Source organism: Lacibacter sp. MH-610, assembly GCF_045780045.1.
Classification (GTDB): Bacteria; Bacteroidota; Bacteroidia; order Chitinophagales; family Chitinophagaceae; genus Lacibacter.
In genome coordinates, this window is sequence record NZ_CP116002.1 from 43,539 (window position 1) to 59,101 (window position 15,563).

Annotated in this window: 18 protein-coding genes; 8 read left to right on the top strand and 10 right to left on the bottom strand. The window is 41.8% G+C overall.

Translation table 11 applies throughout. From position 1 onward, the window contains the following. Positions 1 to 43: 43 nt before the first annotated feature. The 9 genes from PDL71_RS00185 to PDL71_RS00225 all read right to left on the bottom strand — a co-directional run bounded on the left by PDL71_RS00185 (position 44) and on the right by PDL71_RS00225 (position 6,105). A complete protein-coding gene (locus tag PDL71_RS00185; RefSeq protein ID WP_407523925.1) occupies positions 44 to 250 on the bottom strand; it encodes a DUF6132 family protein in 207 nt (68 codons plus the stop codon). Further along, positions 247 to 468, bottom strand: a complete 222-nt coding sequence (locus PDL71_RS00190; RefSeq protein ID WP_407523927.1) for a hypothetical protein — start codon at positions 466 to 468, stop codon at positions 247 to 249. Before PDL71_RS00190 ends, PDL71_RS00185 begins: the two co-directional genes overlap by 4 nt. Positions 469 to 473: 5 nt before the next feature. Further along, on the bottom strand, positions 474 to 782 hold the full coding sequence (locus PDL71_RS00195) for a rhodanese-like domain-containing protein (RefSeq protein ID WP_407523929.1): 309 nt from the start codon (positions 780 to 782) through the stop codon (positions 474 to 476). Between the two features lie 2 nt (positions 783 to 784). After that, positions 785 to 1,078, bottom strand: coding sequence for a rhodanese-like domain-containing protein (locus tag PDL71_RS00200; RefSeq protein WP_407523931.1), 294 nt, complete (start codon positions 1,076 to 1,078; stop codon positions 785 to 787). An 11-nt stretch (positions 1,079 to 1,089) separates the two neighbouring features. Next, positions 1,090 to 1,461 carry a rhodanese-like domain-containing protein gene (locus PDL71_RS00205; protein ID WP_407523933.1) on the bottom strand — a complete coding sequence of 124 codons (372 nt, stop codon included), beginning with the start codon at positions 1,459 to 1,461 and terminating at the stop codon, positions 1,090 to 1,092. A gap of 69 nt (positions 1,462 to 1,530) precedes the next feature. Beyond that, positions 1,531 to 2,952, bottom strand: a complete 1,422-nt coding sequence (locus PDL71_RS00210) for a rhodanese-like domain-containing protein (RefSeq protein ID WP_407523935.1) — start codon at positions 2,950 to 2,952, stop codon at positions 1,531 to 1,533. Between the two features lie 161 nt (positions 2,953 to 3,113). Further along, positions 3,114 to 4,535, bottom strand: a complete 1,422-nt coding sequence (locus tag PDL71_RS00215; RefSeq protein ID WP_407523937.1) for a rhodanese-like domain-containing protein — start codon at positions 4,533 to 4,535, stop codon at positions 3,114 to 3,116. 89 nt (positions 4,536 to 4,624) lie between these two features. Then, entirely contained in the window at positions 4,625 to 5,422 is a 798-nt protein-coding gene (locus PDL71_RS00220) for a sulfite exporter TauE/SafE family protein (protein ID WP_407523939.1), read from the bottom strand. Positions 5,423 to 5,475: 53 nt separating this feature from the next. Continuing rightward, positions 5,476 to 6,105, bottom strand: a complete 630-nt coding sequence (locus tag PDL71_RS00225) for a Crp/Fnr family transcriptional regulator (protein WP_407523941.1) — start codon at positions 6,103 to 6,105, stop codon at positions 5,476 to 5,478. Between the two features lie 114 nt (positions 6,106 to 6,219). Here PDL71_RS00225 and PDL71_RS00230 point away from each other — a divergent pair, with 114 nt between their 5' ends. The 3 genes from PDL71_RS00230 (at position 6,220) to PDL71_RS00240 (ending at position 8,204) form a co-directional block, all read left to right on the top strand. After that, complete coding sequence (locus PDL71_RS00230; protein ID WP_407523943.1) at positions 6,220 to 6,819, top strand: ribonuclease HII; 600 nt, start codon at positions 6,220 to 6,222, stop codon at positions 6,817 to 6,819. A gap of 72 nt (positions 6,820 to 6,891) precedes the next feature. Continuing rightward, on the top strand, positions 6,892 to 7,566 hold the full coding sequence (locus tag PDL71_RS00235) for a hypothetical protein (RefSeq protein ID WP_407523945.1): 675 nt from the start codon (positions 6,892 to 6,894) through the stop codon (positions 7,564 to 7,566). Between the two features lie 26 nt (positions 7,567 to 7,592). Continuing rightward, positions 7,593 to 8,204: a hypothetical protein gene (locus PDL71_RS00240; protein WP_407523947.1), complete on the top strand. Its 612-nt coding sequence runs from the start codon at positions 7,593 to 7,595 to the stop codon at positions 8,202 to 8,204. Positions 8,205 to 8,427: 223 nt separating this feature from the next. Here the strand turns inward: PDL71_RS00240 and PDL71_RS00245 are convergent, their stop codons facing one another. Beyond that, complete coding sequence (locus PDL71_RS00245) at positions 8,428 to 9,036, bottom strand: L-threonylcarbamoyladenylate synthase (protein WP_407523949.1); 609 nt, start codon at positions 9,034 to 9,036, stop codon at positions 8,428 to 8,430. 91 nt (positions 9,037 to 9,127) lie between these two features. Between PDL71_RS00245 and PDL71_RS00250 the strand changes: the two genes are divergently transcribed. The 5 genes from PDL71_RS00250 to PDL71_RS00270 all read left to right on the top strand — a co-directional run bounded on the left by PDL71_RS00250 (position 9,128) and on the right by PDL71_RS00270 (position 15,506). Beyond that, positions 9,128 to 10,009 carry a cupin-like domain-containing protein gene (locus PDL71_RS00250; protein ID WP_407523951.1) on the top strand — a complete coding sequence of 294 codons (882 nt, stop codon included), beginning with the start codon at positions 9,128 to 9,130 and terminating at the stop codon, positions 10,007 to 10,009. Between the two features lie 376 nt (positions 10,010 to 10,385). Further along, on the top strand, positions 10,386 to 10,793 hold the full coding sequence (locus PDL71_RS00255) for a hypothetical protein (RefSeq protein ID WP_407523953.1): 408 nt from the start codon (positions 10,386 to 10,388) through the stop codon (positions 10,791 to 10,793). Positions 10,794 to 10,913: 120 nt separating this feature from the next. Further along, positions 10,914 to 11,492: a guanylate kinase gene (gene gmk, locus PDL71_RS00260; protein ID WP_407523955.1), complete on the top strand. Its 579-nt coding sequence runs from the start codon at positions 10,914 to 10,916 to the stop codon at positions 11,490 to 11,492. A 42-nt stretch (positions 11,493 to 11,534) separates the two neighbouring features. Then, positions 11,535 to 12,794, top strand: a complete 1,260-nt coding sequence (locus PDL71_RS00265) for a hemolysin family protein (protein ID WP_407523957.1) — start codon at positions 11,535 to 11,537, stop codon at positions 12,792 to 12,794. A 105-nt stretch (positions 12,795 to 12,899) separates the two neighbouring features. Beyond that, on the top strand, positions 12,900 to 15,506 hold the full coding sequence (locus PDL71_RS00270; protein ID WP_407523959.1) for a zinc-dependent metalloprotease: 2,607 nt from the start codon (positions 12,900 to 12,902) through the stop codon (positions 15,504 to 15,506). Positions 15,507 to 15,563: the final 57 nt, after the last annotated feature.

Genomic DNA, 15,563 nt, shown 5'->3' on the forward strand with positions numbered 1-15,563 from the left:
GCGTTTTAATTTCCGTATTAATTGAGTGAACTGACAAATAATTCTAAGTACTTTGATTCTTTGTTGATGGCTTGAACAGATTGTTCAGCAGCCCGCCCATGATTGCTCCGTAAACAGTGCTCCGCCACGGGCTTGATGTGATCATGCAGGTACCATCACATCCCCAGAAATGATAGTAAACATACCCTGCAACTGCACCGAATACAATGCCCGGCAAATACCATTTCCAATCTTTAAGTAGTTTATTCATTTTACTTCTTCAAATTTTATTTCATCCGTATTTGATAAGGTGGTTTGTTTATAAGGTGCACTGCAGCTAAGTCCCGGGCAACCCATATTAAAGATACCCTGTATCAACAACACACCAATCGCTCCCAAAATAGTATTGTAGGAAACTATACCCTGGTACAAAGCAATACCGCCTGCCAGCAAACGAACCAATCGTATCCAGTTAAACCCTGTAATCATAAATTTTAATTTAAACGATTACCCAGCGAAACCCAGGACCCTCCATTGTAAGCTTCAATTCCGTTTTGCTTTAAGATGGCTGCTGCTCTTGCACTACGCATACCACTGGCACAACAGGTAATCACCGGTTTTCCTTGCTGTTTTAATTCTTTTATTTTACTGCTGATGACATCAACAGGAATATTGAGTGCATTCCTGATATGCCCGCTTTTATATTCTCCTGCAGTACGTACATCAACAATCACAGCGCCCTGCTCCATCAATGCTTTAAAATCAGTACCCGGACCAAATAATTTTTTTAAGAAACCAAACATCTTCAGTTGAGATTTTTTTGAGTTAAGACTAATAAGTTTTCTAATCCTCCGCCATTAAACACATTTTCCAATCCTGCTTCTTTTAATAACATTACTGCATTGGCACTTCTTGCACCGGAGCGACAATATACTACTACCGGCTTATGCAATTCCTTTAACTCATCCGTATAATCGAGTAATGCATCCAAAGGAATATTCTGAGCACCGGGAAAATGACCCGACTGAAATTCCTGCGGCGTACGTACATCTACAAACTTTGTTTGTGCATCCTGCAATACCTCTTGTAACTGTATCATTGTTTTTCGTTTTATTTCAGGAGTTCGCCTTTCCATGCAAGAATACCGCCCTCCATATTGTAAATATGTTTGAATTGATTATTGATAAGCAGTTCTGATGCTTTTACACTCCGCTTTCCGCTGCGGCAATACACCACATAGGTTTTACTTTTCCGGAGGGACTTTATTTGTTGTACAAAGTTGATGGAGTCCTGCACATCTATATTTACTGCACGTGGTAAATGACCCTCTGCAAATTCTTCGTTGGTACGAACATCCAGTACCACAATGCGTTTCTTTTTGATTTTAACTGCTGCTGCTTCCGGCGTAATGGTTACAAATTGAGCCTGTACAGCATTCATTACTGTCAAGAGAAAAAAGAAACCGAACAATAAATACTTCATACGTTTGAAATAAAGGGGGCGGGTTAGGCCCCCATGTCATCAATCACCATCATTCTGCATCATCGATCCTTATAAAAGTGTAGAAGGACATACATAATCCGTTACCTTGAATTTGCTGCTTTCCTTGATCGCTTTAAAGCCGCCACGCACATCAATGAGTTTATCATAGCCACGTGCTTTCAGGATAGAAGCAAAGATCATAGAACGGTAACCACCTGCACAATGCACATAATAGGTTTTGTCCTTATTTAATTTCAACATGCTGTCGTTCACAAAATCAAGCGGTGCAGAAATGGCATTCTCCACATGTTCGCTCTTGTACTCACTATCCTTACGCACATCTACAATTTCAGCCAATGGCTCCTGCTCTGTTACAGCCGCCAGTTCATCTGCTGATATACGGGTGATTGTATCAATCTCTTTGCCTGCATTCTTCCAGGCATTAAAACCACCTTTCAAATAACCCAGTGAATAATCATAGCCAACTCGTGCCAGTCTTGTCACCACTTCTTCTTCACGTCCTTCGTCCGTTACCAATAAGATTTCCTGTTTTACATCCGGTATCATAGCACCTACCCAGGGAGCAAAACTGCCATCAATACCAATGTTGATGGAGTTGGGAACAAAGCCTTTGGCAAAGGTTTCTGCATCTCTTGTATCAAGTATGAGTGCGCCGGTTTCATTAGCCGCTGTTTCAAATGCTTCAGGACTTAATGCCTGTGTGCCACGTTTGATCACTTCTTCAATACTATCATACCCATGAATGTTCATCATAACATTTAATGGAAAATATTGAGGCGGTGCCACCAACCCGGTAGTTACTTCTTTAATAAACTCTTCTTTGGTCATATTGGCACGCAATGCATAGTTCACTGCTTTCTGATGACCTAAGGTATCAGAAGTCTCTTTGCTCATATTTTTTCCGCAGGCACTGCCGGCACCATGTGCAGGATATACGATGATATCATCTGCCAATGGCATGATCTTGTTACGGAGCGAATCAAATAAATAACCCGCCAGTTTATCCTGTGTTAAATCACCAACAATCTTTTGTGCCAGGTCAGGACGACCCACATCGCCGATAAATAAGGTGTCGCCGGTAAAAATGGCCACTTCCTTTCCTGTTTCATCTTTCATGAGATAACAAGTGGATTCCATGGTATGGCCCGGTGTGTGTAACACTTTGAAGCTGATCTTTCCTACTTTGATTTCCTCTCCATCTTTGGCTGAATGAAATTCAAAGTCTGGTTTTGCGTTGGGACCGTACACAATTTTGGCTCCTGTTTGTTTTGCAAGATCAATATGGCCACTTACAAAATCTGCGTGGAAATGTGTTTCAAACACATACTTGATTTTTGCCTGGTTACGTTCTGCCTTTTCGATATAAGGCTTCACTTCACGCAATGGATCAATCACTACTGCCTCACCATCACTTTCAATGTAGTAAGCCCCCTGGGCCAAACAACCGGTATAAATCTGTTCAATCTTCATATTCATTTTTGATTTTATAGAGCAAAATTGCAGTTTCAGTCTGCCGTTTACTATGACTTTTGTCACATTGTTCCGGAGGCTGCAGTTCTTAACATTTTAAATGTACTGCAAATAAAAAGAGGCCCTATGAAAGGCCTCCTTTTCCCTATACATCTTTAACCTTACAACATGGTGGTGGGGGCCACATAATCTGTAATGCGGAACTTTTCGCTTTCTTTCAATGCTTTAAACCCGCCACGTACATCTATAATCGTATCATAACCCCTGGCACGGAGTGTAGAAGCAAAAATCATAGAACGGTAGCCGCCGGCACAATGCACATAGGTGGTTTTGTTCTTATCAATCTTTAACATGCTTTCATTGATATAATCCAAAGGAGCATTTTCTACATTCAGAATATGCTCGCTGTCGTATTCACTTTTACGGCGAACATCTACAATTACTGTATCCTTGTTCTGTTCAACTAAATCTGCCAGTTCATTGGCTGAAATGCGTTGAATGCTATCCACTTCTTTACCTGCATTTTTCCAGGCATCAAAACCGCCTTTTAAATATCCAAGTGAATAATCATACCCTACCCGTGCCAATCTTGTTACCACTTCTTCTTCCATTCCGGGTTCAATCACCAGCAACAATTCCTGTTTTACATCAGGAATCATGGTACCTACCCAGGGTGCGAAGGTGCCGTCAATACCAATATTAATAGAGTTAGGAATAAATCCTTTGGCAAATGTTTCAGCATCTCTGGTATCAAGGATGAGTGCGCCTGTTTCATTAGCTGCTGCTTCAAATGCTTCCGGGCTTAAAGCCTGTGTGCCACGTTGCAGCACTTCATTGATACTGTCGTATCCTTTAATATTCATCAATACATTTAACGGAAAATAAGCAGGTGGTGCTGTTAAACCTTCCAGCAACTGTTTTTTGAATTCCTCTTTGCTGAGTTTGGGATTCAATGCATAATTGGTTGCTTTCTGATGACCCAATGTATCAGTCGTTTCTTTACTCATGTTTTTACCGCAGGCACTGCCGGCGCCATGAGCAGGATACACAATAACATCATCTGCCAGTGGCATGATCTTATTGTGTAAGGATTCATATAAGTGTTCCGCCAGTTTATCCTGCGTTAATTCTGCAATTACTTTTTGTGCTAAATCAGGACGACCTACATCACCAATAAACAAAGTATCACCGCTGAACAAACCCACATCTTTTCCATTCTCATCCCGCAACAAAAAGCAACTGCTTTCCATAGTGTGGCCGGGTGTGTGCAATACTTTAAAACTTACCTTACCTATATTGATGATTTCTCCATCTGTAGCTACATGGGCATCAAAGCCGGGTTTGGCGGTAGGTCCAAATACAATGGTAGCGCCTGTTTCTTTAGCCAGGTCAATATGGCCGCTCACAAAATCAGCATGGAAATGCGTTTCAAACACGTATTTGATTGTGGCACCGCTGCGTTGTGCACGTTCAATGTAAGGTTTCACTTCACGCAAAGGATCAATTACTACTGCTTCACCTTCGCTTTCAATGTAGTAAGCGCCCTGTGCCAGGCAGCCCGTATAAATTTGTTCAATCTTCATGGCAAATAAGATTTTGTTTTAAAGGATGGAACAAAGATGCAGGCAGTAAAAAAGAAAAACTATGACTTTTGTCACTCAGTAGAGAGATGTTATTTGAGGAACAATTCTTTAATGATGATGTAAATACCCATCACCAATACAAACCAGCCAAATACCCGTTTGAGTTTATCGCCACTGATCTTATGACTGAGCCAGTTGCCGATAAAAATACCACCAATAGCAAGTGCAGTAACGATGAGCAACAAATTCCAGTCAATCACCTGGTGCCCGATATCACCCAAAAAACCAATGAGCGACTTTGCTGCTATAATGAGCAGGGAAGTACCCACTGCCAGCTTCATCGGCAACTTACTTAGCAGTACCAGTGCCGGAATGATTAAAAATCCGCCGCCGGCACCCACAAGTCCGGTCAAAACACCCACCACGGTTCCTTCCAGCAAAATCATGGGATAGTTAAACTGCAAGGCTACGCCATTACAATTTTCATCTTCTTTTTTACCTCTGATCATACTGTAGGAAGCAAACACCATCAATACTGCAAATAACAGCATCAGCAGTATGGGTTTTGTGATGGCAAGACTGCCGATTGTAAAGAGGTCATGCGGAATGGCAGGCACAATAAATTTTCGGGTTGCAAAAACGGCTGCAATAGCAGGCGCACCAAAAATGAGTGCGGTTTTAATACTCAGTAAACCCTGTTTGTATTTGGGGTAAGCTCCCACCAGTGAAGTGGAGCCAACAATAAAAAGTGAATACGCTGTCGCCAGCACGGGATCAATACCAAACAAATAAACCAATACGGGTACTGTAAGAATAGAACCGCCACCACCAATCAAACCCAGGGAGATGCCAATTAAAACCGATGCGATATAACCTGCTATTTCCATGCTGCAAAAATGAATGGCTTCGGGCTAATGGTTGGTGATTCTTATCACACAGCTTACATACTGATGATATCAATGGAGTTACGGTTGAGTCGAACCTTTCCCCGCTGTTCCATTTTTTTCAACAGCCTTGAAATAACTTCACGGGAGGAGTTCAGCTCATCTGCAATTTGCTGGTGACTGATTTCAATGGTTGATGCAGCCGTTGCTTCCTGTGCACGTTTAAGGTAAAACTCCAAACGTTCATCCATACTTCTGAAGGCCACATTATCCAGGGTCATCAGCAATTCATCAAAGCGGGAGCGATAGGTTTCAATTACAAACTGGTACCAGCTTTTATACTTGCCCATCCATTCACTCATGGTTTCTACCGGCACCATTACAATTTCTGTTTCAGTAACTGTTTTGGCATGGATGGGACTTGCTTCATGTTTCGCCGCACAAACCATTGAAAGGGCACAGGCTTCACCGGGTTTCAGGTAGTACATCAGGAACTCATTTCCTTCTTCATCTTCACGATACACTTTTACCAAACCATTTAAGATAAGCATGGTGCTGCGGATGTACTGCCCACGGCGCATGAGTGTTTCATTCGCCGGAATGATTTTATGTTCGCCCACCGTTTCAATTTCCTGCTGCAGTGGCGCTTCAAACAAAGGATAAACTGTTTGCAATGTGTGACCCATGCTGCAAATGTTGAACTTTATTTTGGAACGAAAAATAATATAAAATGCAGCCGGGTCTGATGTTTATTCTTCATCTGAAGGTTGCATTGAAAGGAGCGCTTATTTTTGAAGCTGATGTCATTACTTCGTTTTTTCCAGGAAGAGTTGATAGAAGCCGGTTGCGATGAAGCCGGTCGTGGCTGCTATGCCGGGCCGGTGTTTGCAGCGGCAGTGATTTTGCCGAAATCGTTTCATCATCCGTTGCTCAACGACAGTAAGCAGGTAAAAGAAGCACACCGCAACGAATTAAGAGTGGTGATTGAAGAAACGGCGCTTGCATTTGCCGTAGCACAGGTGAGTGTGGAAGAAATTGACCGCATCAATATTCTCAAAGCATCGTTTACTGCCATGCACCGTGCCATTGATGCCTTGCAAACAAAACCGCAGTTGTTGCTGATTGATGGCAACCGTTTTATTAAATACAAACGCATACCGCACAAAACATTTGTAAAAGGCGATGGACGGTTTGCCAGTATTGCTGCTGCCAGTATCCTGGCCAAAACCTACAGAGATGAACACATGCTGCAACTGCATGAAGAATTTCCGCATTATAATTGGAAACAAAACAAAGGCTATGGTACAGAAGAGCACCGCAAGGCCATTGAACAATTTGGTTTATGTGAACACCACCGTAAGAGTTTTGATATAGAACCGAAACAGGAACCTCTGTTTTAAATTGATGATTTTTTGAAATGGATTTGTAGAAACAACTGTAAATAGTATCTTCCGTTTTTGAAACGTTCAACAATGAAACTACACTTCTACCCTCTTCTTTTCGCAGCAATCAGTTGCGTACTTACCGGTTGTATTTCCACACAAAAAATTGATGCCTTTGTAGCGGAGCAGTATGGAAACCAGTTGCCCCGGCTCAACAAAAAAAATGCAACCAATATTACGGTGAATTCACAACTGGCTAAAAACGGTGATGCTATTTCTGTTACCACCAATAAAACCAGCAATTTTTTACCGCTGCTTGTGTACTGGCACTATGATTACAGACGCATCAGTCAACTGCATCCTGATATTGCGGTTCATCAATTTACCAATGCGCTTAACAATGCCGCTTCCAAACCGCTGCAGCAAAAACTGGAGGGCAAAAAGCTGGAGCTTACAGTAGAACAGGCGCCGGTGAGTTTTGCACAAACGGAGAAAACGAACATCATTTTTGTTTTGTACCTCATCAGTTGGAGTAAGTTTTATATGGAGCCTGATTTTAAAGACCTGGTAGTTTCTTACCAATTGACGAATGCAGACGGCTCGTTAAAAACAGGAAAGATACAGGTGGCCAACCCGATGCGGAATCAAAAGATCCGCTTGTTTCAGAAATGGAAATCGGCTTACTCCGAATTCATTACAGAATACAACCTGGCCATTACTGCCATGACGAAGAGCTTTGCTACGGAGCTGATGAAGCAGTTGTGAGGGAGATAATTTATTTAATTTATTATATGGAAGCATACCTGTTATTGGGATTAGCACTTTTATTATTGATTGCTATATTTATATACTGGCTTTATAGAATCATTAAGCTTTTAAAGAAAGGTTATAAAAGGGCCTTTACCTTAAACCTTACTCTCTTTCTCTTTTTATCGCTTTTTATTATGTGGGAGCTACGAATTCTGCCTTTTTCACTTACTAATGATTTTAAAAATAAAACAGAACAACTTACCGGTAAAAAATTTTGGAGCTGGAACAACTACAGATTTGATGAATTGGGTATTCGTGGAGAAGGTTATACACTTGAGATCTATAATTTAAGTTCTGAAATAGCGAACTATTTTAAAAATCCGGGAGAAGACTTTTTTCAAAAATTTCCTTTAGGACAAATAGCTTCAGTAAAATGGCAAAAAACTCCAGTAAAACAAGAAGACCAGGAAGTTTTAATGTTTGTAACTCCTACTTACGCTGGATGGGATAAAGAAATTATTGACAAGCAAAGTTTTATTAGGGAAATCGCAAATAAACCAGGTTCATATTACTCTTTTAAGAAAGGAAGCACTGACTTTTACTTAATCTCACCTGAGAAAAAAATCATTCTTTGGATAAATCACAATATGTAAAACTTCCTTAGTCGAGTGCCCATAATGCGCCTTCACAGGCGATGTGTCAGATAGGTCTTGTGCTTGAGGCCTTTGCCCCAAAAGTCCAAGTACCTTCTCTTTAAATAACAGTATGCCCGGCGCAAGAATGATGGGTAGCTATGTGCGTAGGCTTCTTGTGCATGAATGCAAACAAGCCATCACAAATGTTTTTCAGGATTACCTGATACCGTTTTAATTCTCCTCACTCATACCACTCCCCAAGCCCTTCTCTTGTTACAACGGGTTCATCGCCGGTACAATCCACAATGGTAGAAGGCACCATACCACCAATGCCGCCATCAATCACAATATCCACCAGCTTACCAAATTTGTCAAAGATGGAATCAGGGTCTGTGTATTCTTCTACCATATCACCCGGAAGCGAAGCGCTTAACAAGGGATGTCCCAGCTCTTTTACAATATGATTGGCAATGGCATGATCCGGCACACGCAAACCAATGGTATCTTTTTTTGTCTTCAATAGTTTAGGTACTTCTTTACTGGCCGGTAAAATAAACGTATAAGGACCGGGCAGGTATTGCTTTAATAACCGGAAGATGGGTGTAGCCAATGGTTTGGTATAAGTACTCAGGTCGCTCAGGTCATCGCAGATAAAAGAAAGATTGGCTTTATGCGGATCAGTGTTTTTAATACGGCAGATACGCTCCACTGCTTTATGCTGAAAAATGTTACAGCCCAAACCATAAATGGTATCAGTGGGGTAAATGATCACTCCACCATCCAGCAAACATTCCACCACCGTTTTAATTTGCCGTGGTTGCGGGTTTATGGGATGAATATGCAAGAGCATGCACTAAAGTACAGGTTTTACATTTTATAAATTCATTACTATATTATTGAAAAAGCAGTTTTTATATTTGCTCCTACTTGCACAACCAGCCATGAACCTTCATCCTGTTGATACATTTGATACCATCCATGCGCAGCAGTTCAGAAACGATTATTACCGGCAGCAAAAACCGGTGGTGATACGTTCGCTTGCCAAACAATGGCCTGCTTATGAAAAGTGGAACTGGCAATACTTTAAAGAAATGGTGGGCAATGAAAGAGTGGGCATCTATAATAATGTAAAAAGTGATGCCTACACACCCATCAATACGGCGGATGATTACACCACCTTTGGTGCGTATGTAGATATGATTGCAAAGGGTCCGGCAGGATGGCGCATTTTTCTCTTCAACATTTTTGATCATGCGCCGCAACTGGTGAACGACTTTACCTGGCCGGAAGAATACATGAAGGGCTTTGTAAAAAAATACCCGATGCTGTTTGTGGGCGGTGCCACTTCCATTACACACATGCATTTTGATATTGATCTGTCGCATATCCTGCACACACAGTTTGCCGGAAGAAAACGAGTGCTCCTCTTTCCTTATGCAGAACAATACAAATTATACCGCAAACCCTTTGAAGTGCTTAGCCTGGCCGATTTCAGTAATTATCATCAACACAACGGCAAACCTGATTATGAAGCCTTCCCGGCATTGAAAAAAGCAACCGGTTATGAAGTAATCTTAGAGCATGGAGATACCTTGTTTATGCCCGCCGGTTACTGGCATCATATGGAATACCTGGAAAGTGGTTTTGCCATGAGCCTCCGTGCGTTACAACAGGGTATTGGTCCCAAACTCAAAGGTGTATGGAATTTATTTGGTATGCGTTCCATTGATACGTTGATGAAAAAAACAGCTCCCAAACCATGGTATGAATACAAAAAAAACAAAGCGCTCCGGCTGGCACAAAAAGAGTTAACGAAACCGTGAGTAACCGCTTATTTTTAAAACTCCTTGCATTTTTCACCGGGCTGCCTTACATTTAGCCATCCATTATCGCTTACTTGAATAACATCCATGCCCTTCTGTTTGCCTGAAATCCTTTTCCTTTAAACAACTTTTACAGAGAACTCATTTAAATATCTAAACCTGGATAACCACACCGGTTAAACAGGTTTTTTGTGGTTTCAGAGGTAAGCAAAAAGGGGCCTGAATGTCTATTCGGGCCCTGCTTTTTTTATGGCTGACGAGTATCAGCACTGGTTCTTACCGCTATTCTTCCCACAGCTGCTGCACCCGTCTATCTTTCGCCCGTATTTAAACGGTTGATTCTCTTGAATTAACTGAAATCATCAAACTACATTTTATGAACAAGATCATCAGTTCCGGGCTTGTTGCAGCATCAGTGTTGCTGGGCCTTGCTTTTCTTTCTATTAAATTACTGCCGGTAATTATGCCCGCCGTGGCAGAAGAATATTACAAACCAGTTTTTGTAAATGATGAAACCCGCAACCTGTTCTACTTTGTACACCCGGTAGTGCTGGCTTTTGCACTGGCCTGGTTCTGGAACCGGTTTAAAGGAGTACTCAATGGTAACTGGCTGGTGCAAGGCCTTGAAATGGGATTGATTTACCTGATTGTGGCCACTTTACCTGCTATGATTATTATTTACAGCGCTATTGATGTTTCTATTACGGTGGTAGGTACCTGGTTGCTGTATGGTTTTGTGCAAGGCACTCTCGCAGGTATTGTATTCAGCCGCATGCATGCATAAAAAAAACAACTGTATCATATTTCAGCAGCCGCTACCCGTTAACGGCTGCTGAACTTGTTTCAAATACATCAGTTACACCACCCGCTTATCTATTCTCTCTGAATTCCGTTTCTTTGCGCCATGCAAGAGAATTTGAACGGAAAACTACTCATCATAACAGCGCCATCAGGTGCCGGTAAAACATCCATTACCAAATACTTAATGAAGTTGTTTCCGCAATTGGCTTTTTCCGTTTCGGCAGCAACACGTGCTCCACGTGCCCATGAAACCAACGGTGTGGATTATCATTTTCTGAGTACAGAAGACTTTCAGCAAAAAATTCAAAACAATGAATTTATAGAGTGGGAAATGGTGTATGAAGGGAAATATTACGGCACTTTAAAATCAGAACTGCAACGCATCTGGCAAAACAACCAGGTGCCCGTACTGGATATTGATGTAAAAGGTGCTATTCATGTGCAGCAACAATTTCCCCGACAAACATTGGCACTTTTTATTGAACCTCCTTCCATTGAAGAGTTAAAAAAACGTTTGGTACGCCGTGGTACTGAAACAGAAGAATCTTTGCAGGCAAGAATTAACAAAGCAGCTTATGAAATATCTTTTTCCCATTCCTTTGATGAAGTGATTGTTAATGACGACCTCAGCCGTGCCTGCGCTGAAGCCGAAGTGTTTGTGCGCCGGTTCCTGGAAGCATAACACAAGTTGGCAATTCGTTGTAAATCCTTTAGTTTTAAAGATATGAACTGGTTCCTGTTTGGCGGCATTGCATTTTGTTTACTGCTCATCGGTTTTTTTACCGGGCTGGAAACGGCTTTTGCCAGTATGAACCGTTTCTCAGTAGAATTAAAAAAGAAGCAGGGTCTTGCCAGCGGACGAATCCTCAGTGCTTTTGCTGAGCAGCCCGGTCGTTTCATCGGCTCTACATTGGTAGGGCTTACTATTTCAATGGTATTGTATGGTTTGCTGGTACATGGCATTATTGATCCGCTCTGGAAAAAACTACCTTCTGTACTGCAATACAAATACCTCCGTTTGTTTCTGGAGTTAACGGTTACTACGCTAATTGTATTGGTAACGGCATTCAGCTTTATGGCTTTCTTCCGTGCCAGGAGCAACAGTGTGTTGAGCTTTTTTGCACGCAGTATTCATTTCTTTTACAGTCTGTATGCACCGGTAGCTTCTGTTTTTGTAAACATCAGTGAGTGGATTCTTAAATATTTGTTTGATGTACGCATCCAGGATCGTAAAGAAGCGTTTAACCGCATGGACCTGGAACATTTTATTCAGCAGAGCCGGGATAATGATGATGATACACAGGAACTCAATACTGAGTTGTTTGAAAATGCATTAAGTCTGCCGGGTGTAAAGGTTCGGGAATGTTTAATACCCCGTAAAGAAATTATTGGTATTGAAGCTACTGCTTCTATTGCTGAGCTTACACAAAAGTTCAGTGATACCAAACTCAGCCGCCTCGTGGTTTATGAAGGAACGATTGATACTATTGTTGGTTATGTACACCAGCTGGATCTGTTTCGCAAACCCTCCAATATCAAAACTATTTTACACCCCATACCTGCAGTACCTGAAAGCATGGGTGTAACAGACCTCATCAATCAGTTTACCAAAGAACGTAAAAGCCTTGCCTGGGTGGTGGATGAATTTGGAGGTACCAGTGGCATTGTAACGATGGAAGATTTGCTGGAAGAAATTTTTGGTGAAATACAGGATGAATATGATACCGAAGAGTTTGTTGAAAAACAATTAGCCGAAGGAGAATTTATTTTCAGCGGCAGACTGGAACTGGATTATCTTTCAGAAAAATATAACCTGGAGTTTGAAGAAGAAACAGAAAGCGAAACACTCAGCGGTTATATTGTTGAACACCACGAAACAATACCTGAAGCCAAGGAACGGATTATTATTGACCGTTATGAATTTGATATTCTTACCGTTAATGAAACCCGTATTGAAACAGTAAAAATGAAAGTGCTTCACTAATTAATACCGCCCCATCAAAACCTGCTCTTTACCGCCTGTCCACATCCTACGGGAAGATTCGTTTTTAATAATAACTTTCTATTGAAATTAAATCTCATCACAATTATGAACAAACAATTTGCACTGAAGATGCTGTCTGCAGCTATGCTCCTTACAGCATCGCAGGTAATGGCGCAAGCACCCAAAAATGGTGCTGTTACACCGCCTCCTGCTGACACAACCAAGAAAGCACCCCCAAAACCCGGAGTGGCTGACAAAGTAAAAACCAGTAAAAAGCACGCCGGTTTATTTACTGTGTACCAGGATACGGTTACCGGTGGTGTACAGATGTATGTACGTAAAGATCAGCTCAACAAAGAATTTATTTACCAGAGTTTTTCGCTGAGCGGACCCACCAGTTTGTTTTTACATCAGAACATGATCCGCTCTACACTGGTATTTAAAATAAGAAGGTCATTTGATAAGATTGAATTTGCCTTGGTTAATACAAACTTTTATTACGATGGTAAAAATGCCATCAGCAAAGCGGCGAATGTGGATGTGGCCGATGCGGTTTTTTATACGGATAAATTTTCCATTGAAGATTCCACCGGTTACCTCATCAGCGTAGACCAATTGTTTATGAGTGATAAGCTGGATCCGGTAAAACCCATCTTCCCGCCTACCGTTCCATCGTTCCTGTTTTTTAACCTGGGTGGTTTTAATCCTTCTAAAAGTAAGGTAAGCGGTTTGCGTTCTTATCCAAACAATACAGACGTAATCGTTGATCTTGCGTATGATAATCCCGTTCCGTTTAACCAGGGTGGCAAAGACATTACAGATGCCCGTTATGTTCGCATTAAACTACAGCATTCATTTATTGAAATGCCCAATAACGATTATCGTCCCCGCCGTGATGATCCACGCATTGGTTTCTTTACACAGGAAGTAGATGATCTTACTGCTAATTCCTTTACTCCGTATAAAGATGTGATCAACCGCTGGCACCTCAAGAAAAAAGATCCGGGTGCTGCTTTGAGTGAGCCGGTAGAACCGATTGTGTACTGGGTGGAAAATACCACACCGGTGGAATACCGTGAAATTGTAAAAGCTGCCGGTGAAAAATGGAATGAAGCGTTTGAGAAAGCAGGTTTTAAAAATGCAGTGATGATGAAGATTATGCCGGATGATGCCACCTGGGATCCCGCTGATATCCGTTACAATGTGATCCGATGGGTATCTTCTCCTTATCCTCCGTACGGAGCCATCGGGCCAAGCTTTGTGAATCCAAAAACCGGTCAGATCCTCGGTGCTGATATTACCATTGAATGGAAGCCCGCTGCTATCTGGCCCGGTGATGCATTGTACACTGATCGAATTGCGACCAATGGCAACAGCGAATTAAGCCAGGAAGAACAATTTGAAAAAATGTTGCCTTCTAATATGCACGATCACTGGAAAAACTGCAACATCAGTAAATATGTAATGCAGCAACATGTTGCCGGTTTTACCATGGCGCAGGTAGCCGGTGCAAGCGCAGAAGATGAAAAAGAATTTCACCGCCAGTTCTTGTATTACCTGGTGTTACATGAAATGGGACATACACTTGGTTTGAACCATAACATGAAAGCCAGCTCAATTCTTTCGCCTGCTGAAGTACATAACAAAGCCATTACTTCAAAAATCGGTTTAATGGGCAGTGTAATGGATTATCCTGCTGTAAACGTTCATAGCGACAAGAGCAAACAAGGTGATTATTATACTACCAAACCCGGTCCTTATGATTTGTGGGCTATTGAATACGGGTACCGTGAATTTTCACCTGCTGAAGAAGAAAGCAAATTGAGCACTATCGCTGCCCGCAGCCATGAGCCTTATCTCACTTTTGGAAATGATGCAGATGATATGCGTGGCATCGGCAATGGTATTGATCCACGTGTAATGGTGAATGATATGAGCAGCGATATGGTTGCTTATGCTGAAGACCGTTTCAAATTTGTAAACCTCACCATCTCCAAGCTCGTTGCTAAGTTTGGCAAGAACGGTGAAACTTATGCCGGCATCCGTGGCCGTTATGGCATGTTGAACTTTGAACGCCGTGGTATGATTCAGGCTGTTGCCAATTATATTGGCGGTGTTTATGTTGACAGAAGTGTGATTGGTCAAAACCCAAACAGCAAGCCATTTACAGTGGTGCCTGTTGCTTATCAAAAGAAAGCCATGGACTTACTGGTTAAGAATGTATTTGCACCCAATGCATATGATGCCGATGCACAACTGTTCCAGTACCTGCAGTTGCAACGCCGTGGTTATAATTTCTTTGGCAACACAGAAGACCCCAAACCACAGAATGTTATTTTAAGCAACCAGGTGGTTGCGTTACAAAGCATGCTCAACAGTGTTACCTTATCCCGTATTAACAACAGTGGTTTATATGGTAATACGTATTCTGTAGCTGATGTAATGACTGACCTGGCCAATGGCATTTTTAAAGCTGATATTACCGGCGCTGTAAATCTTTACCGCCAAAACCTGCAAACAGAGTTTGTAAAAGGTGCCATCAGCATCCTGGAATCAAAAACCGGGTATGATAATGCTTCCAGAAGCGCTGCTTACAGCACCCTGCGTAAAATCAGGGCGATGCTGGCAACGGCTGTTTCGCCCAATGAGCAAACAAGAGCACACCGTAGTATGCTGTTGTTTATGATTGATAAAGCATTGGCTGTAAAATAATACCTTGCTTTCAGCATTTCAGAAAGTCCTGCCCTGTGGCGGGACTTTCTTTTTTGA